This window comes from Caballeronia sp. EK (genome assembly GCF_014384845.1).
Classification (GTDB): Bacteria; Pseudomonadota; Gammaproteobacteria; order Burkholderiales; family Burkholderiaceae; genus Caballeronia; species Caballeronia jiangsuensis.
Window position 1 is genome coordinate 274,281 of record NZ_JACSUE010000001.1, and the last position, 12,305, is coordinate 286,585.

Consider the following 12,305-nt stretch of genomic DNA (forward strand, 5'->3'; position numbering starts at 1 on the left):
GATCAGGTCTGGATGAGAGCAATGAATAACACTTCCGAGTCTGTCGGCATCATGGAAACCCAGACCGTCGATCTCGACGGTCAGCTCGTGCGCGTCGGCGTGCGGCAAGGAAGCGACGCATCGCCGCCGCTTCTGATCTTCAACGGCATCGGCGCGAATCTGGAACTCGTCGAGCCGTTCGTCGAGGCGCTGGGGGATGTCGGCGTCATCATTTTCGATATCCCCGGCGTCGGCGGTTCGCCCGTGCCGCTCGCGCCTTACCGCTTCTCGACGCTCTGCGTATTGACCGACAAGCTCCTTAAGCGGCTGGGACACGATGGGCCCGTCGACGTGCTCGGCGTATCGTGGGGCGGCGCGCTCGCGCAGCAGTTCGCGCGGCAATATCCCGAGCGCTGCCGCCGATTGATTCTCGCATCGACATCGGCGGGCGTGCTCATGATACCGGCGCGGCTTTCCGTTCTGTCGAAGCTGATCGGCCCGCGCCGTTACACCGATCCGGCGTATCTTCAGCAGGTCGGGCCGGAAATCTACGGCGGCGCGTACCGGCGCGATCCGGAGCTTCTCAAGGAGCACAGCCGCCATATCCAGCCGCCGCGCGGCCGCGGATATCTCTATCAATTGATGGCCGCCTGGGGCTGGACCAGCCTGCACTGGCTGGGCACGCTGCCGCAGACGACGCTCGTCATGCACGGCAACGACGATCCGATCGTGCCTTTGTCCAACGCGAAGATTCTGGCTGCGCGCATCCGGCAATCGGTGCTGTATGTGATCGACGACGGTCATCTGTTTCTGATCACGCGTGCGAAGGACGTCGCGCCGGTCGTGCGCAGGTTCCTGCGTCAGGAGCCGGGTTGAGCTTGCCGTTTCGCGACGGGCGAGGGGCGGCCGCGAACGCGTCCGCCGCGACGGAAAGCGAGAAGGAACGCCGGATGACCCGCATGCGGCGCGCGGCGACCGGTCTGCTCGGATGCATGGCCGTGCTGCTGTTCGCATGCGTCGTTCTCGAGGAGCGGTATCCGTGGCTCGCGTGGCTGCGATCGTTCGCCGAAGCGGGAACCGTCGGCGCAATCGCGGACTGGTATGCGGTGGTCGCGCTCTTCCGTCATCCGTTCGCGCTGCCGTTGCCGCATACGGCGATCATCGCGCGGAATCAGCCGCGCATCGCGGAGAGTCTCGGCAGGTTCGTCGAAGAGAATTTCCTGGAGCCCGAACTGATCGTCGCGAAGCTCGGCGGTCACAATGCCGCGAAGTCGCTGGCGCAATCGCTGTCGAATCGCGCGAACAGCGAGATCATCGCGGCGGCGCTCGTCGAATCGCTTCCCGGCGTGCTGGACACCATCGACGAGAACGAAGCCGCGCGCTTCATCGAATGGATGCTGCTGCCGCGTCTGCGCAGCTTCGACGCGTCGCGCGCGGCCGGCCGCGTGCTGGGCATGCTCGCCGAGGGCGACCGGCATCGGCCGCTCGTGGAGCACGGACTTCGCGCGCTCGAACGCTGGCTCGTGCGTCATGCGGGCGTGCTGAATGCGAAGTTCAGCGAGGCTTCGCGATACACGCCCGCGCGCTTCGACGCCTATGTCGTCGACCGTTTTGTTGCGGGCATCGTCGCGCTGGTGCAGGAAGTGGCCGCGACGCCGGATCATGCGCTGCGCCGCGAGATCGACCGCGCCTTCCTGACTTTCATCGAGCAGTTGCAGACATCGGATACGCATCGCCGCTTCGGCAAGTCGTTGCTGCGCGACTGCATTCGTCAGGTCAGGCGAGCGGGTCATGCGCGCGTCGTGCTGAGGCGCATTCGCCGCCATGTCGCCGAGGATGCCGGCCACGAGCGCTCCGTCACGCGCGCCATCGCGACTTCCATGCTGGTCTCTTTCGGCGACGGCGTGGCGCGCTCGCCGGCGCTTCAGCACACGCTCAACGCGTGGTGGCTGGAAGCGGCGCGCGCACTCGTCGTGCGCTACCGAAGCCGGTTGACGGAACTGATCACCGAGGTCGTCAAGGGTTGGGACGCAACCGAGGTCAGCCGGAAGATCGAGGCGGAAATCGGCCGCGATCTGCAGTTCGTGCGCGTCAACGGCACGCTGGTCGGCGGCATCGCGGGCGTGCTGCTTCACGCTGGCACGCTCGCCGTGGCGCATTACGCGATCTAGTCAGCCGTGGCGCACGAGCCCCAAAGCTTGCGCGCGCGCGACGGCGTGTGCGCGCTTGTCGACCGCCAGCTTCACGAAGATGTTCTTGACGTGCGACTTGATCGTCTCGGGCGTGACGCCCAGGTCGCGCGCAATCTCCTTGTTCGACAATCCCTGCGCGATCAGCTCGACGATGTTGCGCTCCCTCGCGCTCAGCGGTTCGCGTCCGGCGTCGCGGCGCGATGTGCCATCGGGCTGGTACTGCGCGCGCCAGCCATCGAGCAGACGGTCGATATAGCTCAGCACGTCGCGGGTCTGCGCCGAGTTGCGCGTGTCGTCGCGAAGCGCCTGCAGCAATGGTCCGATCTGCTCGCCCTGATCGAGCAGCGACTGATGGAGCCCCGCGGGCGCGGCCATCCTCACGACTTCGCCGATGACCTCAACCGCCTCGCCGCGCATGCCTGCGCTCATCCACGCAAGCGCCTGCATGGTGCGCAAGCGCAAGCCCAGGTAATGATTGTGCCGGCGCCCGGCGCTTTGCCGCGCCTCCTCCAGCAGATCGACGGCTTCGAGGCTGCGGTTCTGGCTCATCGCGACGCAGGCTGCCGCGAGCGCGCGATAATTCTCGATCTCCGCCGACACGGGAGCGTCCGCCCCGGCGCCGTGCGCGGCGAGCGCATCGAGCTGTGCCACGCATGCCGACGCTTCCATCGTTCTGCCTTCCCGCAGATGCAGCCGCGTGCGTTCGACGAGCCCCGCGGCAAGGAGGCGTTGCCAGCCGCGCTTGTGCCCGAGCGTCTGCGCGCGGTCGAGGAGCGCGTAGGCATGCGCCGGGTTCGAACGGGCGATCGCGATCCGGATCAGCACGCGATAGGCGCTCAGCACGCTGTCCAGCATGGCCGCCAGATCGACGACGGGCATCAGGTCGAGGAGCAGCGCTTCGGCTTCGTCGAGGCGTCCCTGCTCGTAGCGCAACTGCGCGATCATCGGCGCGCACAACGCCGCGGAGACGGACTGCGGGCCGGCGTAGCGCCGGGCCATGTGCATCGCCTCCGTGAAGTACTGCTCGGCCAGCGGGAAGTGCAACTGCTGCATTTCCGTATGGCCGAGCAGGCACAGCCGATAGACCGGCGTAACCACATTGCGCTGATCGTCCTCGATGGCGCAGGGAATCCAGGGCGTCGCATACAGCGCTTCGAGATTGCCCGCTCGCCAGTGCGCGAAGCGCACGACGTTGGAGACGACGTTGACCGTCCAGAGATCGCTCGACGGCCGTTCGAGACAGGTCTGCGCGAGTTCGAGCGCGCGTTGCGGGTCGTCCTGCAGGCCCGCCAGCACGGAGCGGATCGCCAGACATTCCCGGCGCAGTTGCTCCGCCTCGGCGGCGACGGCAACGCCGTCGGCATCGCGCTCCAGAGCGTCGATCATCGCGAGCGCGTCGTCGAAACGCAGCGCGAGCGCCATGCCCCACGCGATCGCCAGCCTCACCTGCAACTGCGCCTGCATCAGATTCGCCGGGAACTCGCGCTGCCAGCCGAGCAGCGTGAGCAGATCGCCTTTCATCACCAGCGTCATCGCGCAACGGCTCATCAGCGCGAGCGCCTCGTCGGTCGCGCCCGCGGCGAGCGCGTGCCTGACGGCGTCGGTCCATTGCGTCTCGCGTGCGTACCATCGGCACGCGCGCAGATGCAGGTCCGCCACCTGACGGCGATACAGCGTGTCGAGCCGCTGGCGCAGATAGTCGCGCATCAGATGGTGGTAACGGAACGAGCGCCCTTCGAGGTCCATCGGTTCCAGCAGGAGCTGGCGCGCGGCGATCGTCTCCAGCATGCCCTGGCTGTCCGCGACGCCGGTGATCGCCTCGCACAGCGACGCGTTTAGCCCCTCGACGATCGACGTGCGCAGCATGAACTCGACCACCTCGGCGGGCAGGCGCTTCAGCATCTCCTGCAGATAGGCCGCGAACGGCCGGGACGCGCCGGACGGCATCGGCGATTCGGCGTCCGCGCGAGACTCCTCGCGCGCCAGCACCGCCGCGGAAATTCGCAGTGCGGCGGCCCAGCCCTCGGTGTTCGCGAAGAGCGAGCGGAGCGTCGACGCGTTCAGCTTGCCTGGACACTCGCGTTCGACGAAGGAACGCGTTTCGTCGAAGTTGAAGCGCAACGCCGATGCATCGATTTCCAGCAACTCGTTGCGCGCCCGCAGGCGTGCGAGCGGCAGCGTTGCGTCATCGCGGGTGCAGATCACGACGTGGACATGCGACGGCGCATGCTCGATAAAAAACGCGACGACTTCGCGCACGACCGGCAGGCCGATCAGATGATAGTCGTCGAGAAAGAGATAAAGCTCGTCCTCGACTTCGATCAGCTCGTTGATCAGCGTCGCGACGATCGATTGCGCGGGCACGAGCGACGCATCGGCGGTCAGCGCGATCGCGGACGCACCGATGTTGCCGCACGCCTGCCGCAACGCCTGCGCGAGATGGTGAAGGAAGCGGGCGGGTTCGTCGTCGTCCGCGTCGATGGAAATCCACGCGACCAGCGCGCCGCGCTCGCGCAGCCAGCCGAGCCACGTGAGCGCAAGCGAAGTCTTGCCGAAGCCCGCGGGCGCCTTGATGACGGTGAGACGCCTGTTTTCGGCCTGCGCGGCCAGATCGACGAGCCGCGGCCGATCGATCAGCCCGGCGGGAAGACGTGGCGGAAGGAGCTTCGTGGCGAGCAGAAGGGTGGGCCTGATCGGCTCGATGACTTCGGTCATATGCGTCGGCGGCTGCGGTCCTCGGGTGACGCCCGGCTGCCATCTCCCGCCTATGCGAATCGCGCTCCCCTGTACGGGGGATATCGCGCGGCACCACGCTGGGAGACCATGGATTCCCATAGGGGAGATCGGCGTGCAGCCTGGCAACGGCGCAGTGCGAGGCACTGCTCACCCGATGATACGCGAGTCTCGATCGCGTGCATCGCATTGCAACGCACAAATCGATCTCGCCGGACGATACGACGCGATCCGCGTCCGCCGTATGTACCGAACTCATAACCGACAAACTTAGAGACAAACGATGAGCACTTACATTGCACCCGTGCGCGACATGCGCTTCGTGATGATCGAACTTGCGGACCTCGACGCGCTGTCGTCGCTGCCGGGTTTCGAAGAAGCCACGCCCGAGCTGGCCGACGCGGTACTCGAAGAAGCCGCGAGATTCGCCACCGAAGTGCTCGCGCCGCTCAACAAGACGGGCGATGCACAGGGCGCGCGTCTCACCGACGGCGGTGTGATCGCCGCCGATGGTTTCGCGCAGGCTTACCGGCAATTCGCGGAAGGTGGATGGACCGGCCTCGGCGGCGATCCCGAATTCGGCGGACAGGGATTGCCGGAACTGTTGCACGCGGCGGCGGTGGAGATGTGGAATTCGTCGAACATGGCCTTCGCGCTGTGTCCGCTGTTGAACGCGGGCGCCACCGAGGCATTGCGGCACCACGGTTCGGACGATCTCAAGCAACGCTATCTGCCGAAGCTCGTCAGCGGCGCGTGGACCGGCACGATGAATCTCACCGAGCCGCAGGCCGGATCGGACCTCGCCGCCGTGCGCACGAAGGCCGTGCCCGAGGGCGATCACTATCGGCTGCACGGTCAGAAGATCTTCATCACGTGGGGCGATCACGACATGACCGACAACGTGATCCATCTCGTGCTCGCGCGCACGCCGGATGCGCCCGAAGGCGTGCGCGGCATCTCGCTCTTTCTCGTGCCGAAGTTCCTGCCGAACGCCGATGGATCGCCGGGGCAACGCAACGACGTGCATTGCGTGTCGCTCGAACACAAGCTCGGCATCCACGCGAGCCCGACCTGCGTGATGAGCTTCGGCGACAAGGAAGGCGCGATCGGCTATCTCGTCGGACAGGAAAACAAGGGCCTCGCTCATATGTTCACGATGATGAACGAAGCGCGCCAGAAAGTCGGCATTCAGGGTCTCGCGATCGCGGAGCGCGCGTATCAGCAAGCCCGCGACTATGCGAAGGAGCGCGTGCAGGGACGTCTTGCGGCGAGCCGCACGGGCGGAGCGGTCGCGATCATTCAGCATCCGGACGTGCGGCGCATGTTGCTGACGATGAAATCGCAGATCGAAGCGATGCGCGCGTTCGCCTACGTGATGGCCGCCGACATGGATCGCGCGCATCGGCATCCTGACGCCGCCGAACGCGCGCTGCGTCAGGCGCGTGTCGATCTGCTGATTCCGGTGGTGAAGGGATGGTGCACCGAGCTGGGTGTCGACATCGCGTCGCTCGGCGTGCAGGTGCATGGCGGGATGGGCTTCATCGAGGAAACCGGCGCGTGCCAGTATCTGCGGGATGCGCGTATCGCTCCGATCTACGAGGGCACGACGGGCATTCAGGCGGCGGATCTGGTGGGACGCAAGCTCGCATCGGACGGCGGCGCCGCCATGTCCGCGCTGCTCGCCGAGATGCGAAGCGTCGCGCACGAACTGGAGCGCAACGCCGACGCGCGGCTCGCGCCGATGGCGCCCGCCTTCGCCGCGAGCGTGCAGGCGCTCGAAGACGTCACGAAGTGGATGTGCACGGCCGCGAGCACGCACGTCGATGAAGCGCTCGCGAGTTCCGTCGACTTTCTGATGATGACGGGCTATGTCTGCGGCGGATGGCAGATGGCGCGCGCCGCGCTGATTGCATCGGCGAACGAGGAAGCGGGAGAGGATCAGGAGTTTCACCGGACCAAGGTCGCTACCGCGCGTTTCTATATGGAGAAGATTCTTCCGAAGACGCACGCGCTTCGCGAGATGATTCTGCGCGGCGCGGCTGGAGCGATGGACATCGGGATCGAGCAGTTCTGAAAGCAGGCGCCACGGTTCGTGGCGTCGCTTTTATTTTCGTTAGGCATACGTATCGATTTAACTTTTCTAAGACGCAAAGAGAAAATCGATCCGACATGCCGGTTTCACACAAACATAAACGTGAGACAGGATGCATCACATGAAGGAGACAAAGAGGAGAATGAACAGCCGCCCGGTGAGCCTGCTGGCAGGACTCATGTCGACGGCGACGCTGCATGCCGTCCCGGCGGCGGCGCAGTCGACGGTGACGCTTTACGGACTTGTCGATGCAGGCGTTCGATACTCGACGCACGCGAACGCGGCCGGCGATTCGCAATATCAGGTGACGAGCGGGGCGAGCGAGAGCCACTTCGGCTTCAAAGGCACGGAGGATCTAGGCGGCGGCACGAAGGCCGTCTTCAATCTCGAGAATCGCTTCTTCCCGAACACGGGGCAGAGCGATCCGGCTTATCCGTTCTTCAATACGGCATTCGTCGGCCTGCAGTCCGACAGCTTCGGCAGGCTGACGATGGGACGCCAGCTCAATCCGCTGTCGGATGCGGTGATCGGCGCCTTCGCGAGCAATCGCTGGCTGCCGACGTTCTACCGCTTCCGCCCGGAAGTGACGATGGCTCAGGGCGTATGGACGAGCAACATGGTCAAGTACGCCGCACGATGGGAATACCTCAGGGCCGAAATCTCGTACGCGTTCGGCGGCACCGCGGGCCAGTTCGGCGCGGGAAGTCAGATCGGCGCATCGGTCCTGTATCTGCCGCCCGCGCCGCTCACTTTCGGCGCCGCCTATCTCGATTCGCGCGATGCCGTGAACACCTCCGCGCACTTCAAGTCGTGGACCGCGGGCGGCTCGTACACGTTCGGCTCGACGACCTTATCGGCGGGATGGGCCGTCAACCGGCAGGATCAGGGATTCGTCGGCAATTTTCCCAACGGCCCGTTCACGCCGCCCGAGTTGAGCGCCCTGAAATTCAACACGTTCAGCTCAAGGCAGATGTTCTTCGGCGGCGTGACGCAGCAGATCGGCTTCGCGACGCACCTCTCCGCGAACGTGTGGCGCACGATTCAGACCGGCAAAACCCAGTCCGCCGACGGCAACGCGACGCAATTCCAGTTGCTCGCCGATTACAACTGGTCGAAACGCACCGACACCTATCTTGAAGTCGATTACTCGCAGTATCGGGGAGGACTGGTGGGCGCGCAGTTGCAGGGGGTCAACGCGATAAGTTCGTCCTTCGGCACGACGCAGCTCGGCGTGATGGCAGGCCTGCGTTACATGTTCTAGTGGACGGATGTAATGACGCTCCCGCCAGCCGGTGGGAGCGTTGCGGCCTCTGGATTCGCCCGTCAGGCTTGTTTCGTGTTGTCCACCAGTGTCTCGAGATTCGTCACGCTATACGCCATCGAGCCGCGGAATCCGGCGCCCGTGCGTACGGGCTGGAGATCCGCGATCTCTTCGCCGTCAGCGAGCGGGAATGACAGCGCGCCTTCGCCGGTCCACACGTCGGTGATCTGCGCGTTATCCATGACCGACAGCACCAGCTCGTTCACGGCCGGCGTATCGTGCTGGCCGGCGGCGAGGCGCGGGAAGTAGCGCAGATTGACGACCGGCCGCCCGGCGATGGCGAGCTTCGACACGTCATCGACCGCCGATTCAAGCCTGACTTCCGCGCGCGCGATGCGTTGTCCGGCGGCGGACGCCGTCGCGGCGAAGCGGGTGCCTGCCGCGACCGGCGCGGCGGCCGGACTCAGTGCCGCGAACGAGCGCGTCTGGTGTACCTGGCCGTAGCGCTTCGGGAAGCCCTGGATCAGCCCGCGCATCATCGCGGAATCGTTGTCGACGAAGATGTACGGGCAATACGAAACGGGCTTGCCTTCGTAGAGCGCGTCGACCAGTACGAAAAACTCGCGATACTGATAACGCGCCGGATCGAGCATCTCGTCGTTGTCGGCGGTGAACTGCCAGTCGATGAAGAGCGCGGTTGCGTGTCCGGGCGACGCGGAGTCGGCGCTCAGGCCTTTCGGCAGCACGGCAGCCGCCGCGGTGGGATCCGCCCAGAACTCGACGAGCATGAAGTCGCCGGCATAGTGCCAGGGCGGCGGGGGCGCGATGCTCGACAGACCGCGCTGCGAAAGGGGAACGGCAAATTGCTTCGGCATGGAGAACTCCGTTTGGCGATGCCGCAATCGCTGCGGATCGCCGTGTTGAGATCGACTTCTCAGGCGTCGATCAGGCCATGAATCGCGGTTTCGGAAGCCGGCAGATACGGCGCTCGCATCAGCAGGTTCGACTCGCCGCCCACGCTCTGGAACACGACCGGTTTCGCGTGGCTGAACGTGCGGTATCCGTATTCGCCGTGGTAGTGGCCCATGCCGGATGCACCCACGCCGCCGAAGGGCAGCGTGTCGAAGAACACGTGGGTCATCGCGTCGTTGACGACGAGTGCGCCGGATGTGGTGCGAGTCGCGACCTGCCCGGACTCGGCTGCATCGTCGCCGAAGTAGTAGAGCGCGAGCGGTCGGGGACGCGCGTTGATGTACGCCAGTGCTTCGTCGAAGGTCTCGTACGTCACGACCGGCAGCACCGGGCCGAAGATTTCCTCCCGCATCACGCGCATGGCATCGGTGGCGCTGCGAACGATGGTCGGCGCCATCTTGCGCACGAGCGGATCGGACAGTTCTTCGCCAGCGGGAGCGAGACTTACGACCTGCGCGCCCTGGCTGCGGGCGTCGTCGACGAGCGCAAGCTGGCGCTCGAAGCCGCGAACATCGATCATCGAGGTGTAGTCGGGATTCTCGCGGATGGTCGGATACATCTGCGAGACGGCCGCTCTGGCGTGCTCCACGAACGCGTCGGCGCGATCGGCGGGAATCAGGACATAGTCGGGAGACAGGCAGATCTGGCCGGCATTGAAGGTCTTCACGGTCATCACGCGCTCGGCGGCGAGCCGAAGGTCCGCATCCTTCCCGATGAGGACCGGCGACTTGCCGCCCAGTTCGAGCGTGACGGGCACGAGGTTCTCCGATGCCGCGCGCATGACGTGGTGCGCGACCTGCGTGCTGCCTGTGAACACCAGATGATCGAACGGCTGCGCGCTGAATGCCGCGCCCGTTTCGGCTGCGCCGAGCACGGTCGTGAGTTCGTCGGCGTCGAAGTAACGGGCGATCAGCACGGCCATCAGTTCCGACGTGGCGGGTGTCAGCTCGGAGGGCTTGAGCATGGCCCGGTTGCCCGCGGCGAAGGCGCCGCCGAGCGGTCCGAACGCCAGTACGACCGGAAAATTCCACGGACTGATGATCCCGACTACGCCGAGCGGCTGATAGTCGACCCGCGTCCTGACGCCGGGAAACGGCTCAGCCGTCGCCGGTTGCGCCGTCCATGTTTCGAGGTGTTCGCGATTGAAGCGCAGCCCTTCGACCGACGCGAGGATATCGGCGAGCAAGGTCTGTTGCGTGTTGCGACAGCCGTAATCGGCATTGATCGCGTCGACGAACGCGCGCTTGTTCGATCGAAGCAGATCGATTGCGCGGTCGATACGGTCGCGGCGCAGCGCGGCGGACGGCGGACCGTCCCTGAGTTGCGCCTGCTTCATGGCGTCGAGGTGAGCGCGAATCTGCGCGGACGTAGGTTCGACGGGCAGTCTGAATTGATTTGGCATGCTAAATATAAAGAAATGTTGAGCGGTTCATTGGACTTGCTTGCGACGCGGTCAGATCACGGCTTCGATCAGCATCGGGCCGCGACGCTTCATCGCGTGCGCGAATGCGGCGTCGAAATCGCGGGCCGATTCGGCGCGCACCGCTTCGACGCCCATGCCCTTCGCAAGGGCGACCCAGTCGAGCGACGGATTGTCGAGGTCGAACATGGATGCGGCCTGCGCGCCATCCGTGCGGGCGCCCACGCGCGCGAGCTCGTTGGCGAGGATCCTGTAGCCGCGGTTCGCGTAGATGACGGTCACGACGTCGATGTTTTCCCGCGCCTGCGTCCAGAGAGACTGGAGCGTGTACATGGCGCTGCCATCGCCCTGAAGGTTGACGATCTTTCGGTCGGGGCAGGCGATGCCCGCGCCGATCGAAACGGGCATCATGCAGCCGATCGCGCCGCCGGTCAGCGCCAGAAGATCGTGCGGCGCGGCCGTTTCGGTGAGACCCGAGTACGCCATCGCCATCGATGCCTCCTCGGTGATGATCGCGCCTTCGGGCAGGTGCTTCGCGACAGTGCGCATGATCGACGCCGCGTCGAGCGTGCTGCCCGGCGAAAAATCGGCTGCGGTGAGCGCGTTCGTCCGGGCGACGGCACGCTGCGCGCCGAGCATGTCGACGAGGGCTTCGAGGGCAGCCGTGCCGTCCTCGTGAGGATGCGACAGAATCGCGATGCGGCATCCTTCGGGCGTGAGCCAGCTGGGTTTGTCCGGGTACGCGAAGAAGCTGACCGGCGCTTGCGCGCCGACGAGCACGAGCAACTCGATGCCGGCGAGGAAATCGGCGGCCTGCTCCGCAAAATACGGCAGCCGTTCGATGGTCACGCGCCCCGCGCCGCGCTCGATGCGCGGTGCGAAAGTGTCGCTGAGAAGCCGTGCGCCGGTCTTCGCGGCGATCTTGCCGGCCGCTTCAAGCCCCCGGCCCCGCAATGCCTTGCCGCGCAGCAGAAACGCGGTGCGCACGCCGCTTTGCGCGAGGGCGGCAACGCGCTCGATGGTGTCCGCGCCGACGAGGGCCGGCCTCGGGACCGGCAGCGGCGAAGCCACGCCGTCGGCTTGCGACCAGGCCGTGTCGGCGGGAAGGATCAGCGTTGCGATCTGGCCTGCGCCTTCCAGCGACGCCTGAACGGCACGGGCGGCATCGGCTCCGACTGTCAGCGCGCTGCCCGACGAATGGATCCATTCCGACACGGGGCGGGCGAAGCCCTTGATATCGGACGTAAGCGGCGCTTCGTAGCGGGCGTGGCTCGATGCATGATCGCCGACGATATTGACGACCGGACTCGATGCGCGGCGGGCGTTGTGAAGATTCGCGAGACCGTTCGCCAGCCCGGGGCCGAGATGCAGCAACGTGCAGGCGGGTTTGCCCGCCATTCTGCCGTAACCGTCGGCCGCGCCGGTAACGACACCTTCGAAGAGGCCCAGAATGGGACGCATGCCTTCGACCGAATCCAGCGCCGCCACGAAATGCATCTCGGACGTGCCCGGGTTTCCGAAGCAGACATCCACACCGCTCGCGATGAGCGAACGCAACAAGCTTTCAGCACCGTTCATATTGGATCACCTCGTTATCGATTCAATCAGTCCTTGCTCCGGGCGTTTCGGCACCCGGATGGCAACGACGTACGGGCT

Annotated in this window: 8 protein-coding genes; 4 read left to right on the forward strand and 4 right to left on the reverse strand. The window is 65.6% G+C overall.

The window, feature by feature from the left end:
• The first annotated feature begins 21 nt into the window (after positions 1-21).
• Positions 22-855, forward strand: coding sequence for a poly(3-hydroxyalkanoate) depolymerase (phaZ, locus tag IAG25_RS01170; protein ID WP_187603133.1), 834 nt, complete (start codon positions 22-24; stop codon positions 853-855).
• On the forward strand, positions 852-2,150 hold the full coding sequence (locus IAG25_RS01175; protein WP_255503458.1) for a DUF445 domain-containing protein: 1,299 nt from the start codon (positions 852-854) through the stop codon (positions 2,148-2,150). The genes phaZ and IAG25_RS01175 overlap by 4 nt, the downstream gene beginning before the upstream one ends.
• On the opposite strand, the gene IAG25_RS01180 is transcribed toward IAG25_RS01175, so the two are convergent.
• Positions 2,151-4,886 carry a LuxR C-terminal-related transcriptional regulator gene (locus tag IAG25_RS01180; RefSeq protein WP_187603134.1) on the reverse strand — a complete coding sequence of 912 codons (2,736 nt, stop codon included), beginning with the start codon at positions 4,884-4,886 and terminating at the stop codon, positions 2,151-2,153.
• Between the two features lie 301 nt (positions 4,887-5,187).
• Between IAG25_RS01180 and IAG25_RS01185 the strand changes: the two genes are divergently transcribed.
• A complete protein-coding gene (locus IAG25_RS01185; RefSeq protein WP_187603135.1) occupies positions 5,188-6,978 on the forward strand; it encodes an acyl-CoA dehydrogenase C-terminal domain-containing protein in 1,791 nt (596 codons plus the stop codon).
• Between the two features lie 160 nt (positions 6,979-7,138).
• A complete protein-coding gene (locus IAG25_RS01190; RefSeq protein ID WP_255503459.1) occupies positions 7,139-8,257 on the forward strand; it encodes a porin in 1,119 nt (372 codons plus the stop codon).
• A gap of 62 nt (positions 8,258-8,319) precedes the next feature.
• Here IAG25_RS01190 and IAG25_RS01195 read toward each other — a convergent pair whose 3' ends face one another.
• The 3 genes from IAG25_RS01195 to IAG25_RS01205 are packed head-to-tail and all read right to left on the reverse strand — an operon-like array spanning position 8,320 to position 12,227.
• On the reverse strand, positions 8,320-9,132 hold the full coding sequence (locus IAG25_RS01195; protein WP_187603137.1) for an acetoacetate decarboxylase family protein: 813 nt from the start codon (positions 9,130-9,132) through the stop codon (positions 8,320-8,322).
• A 59-nt stretch (positions 9,133-9,191) separates the two neighbouring features.
• Positions 9,192-10,631, reverse strand: a complete 1,440-nt coding sequence (locus IAG25_RS01200) for a coniferyl aldehyde dehydrogenase (RefSeq protein WP_187603138.1) — start codon at positions 10,629-10,631, stop codon at positions 9,192-9,194.
• A gap of 51 nt (positions 10,632-10,682) precedes the next feature.
• The gene (locus IAG25_RS01205) at positions 10,683-12,227 is read right to left on the reverse strand and encodes an acetolactate synthase large subunit (protein WP_187603139.1); all 1,545 of its coding nucleotides are present in this window, start codon (positions 12,225-12,227) and stop codon (positions 10,683-10,685) included.
• Positions 12,228-12,305: the final 78 nt, after the last annotated feature.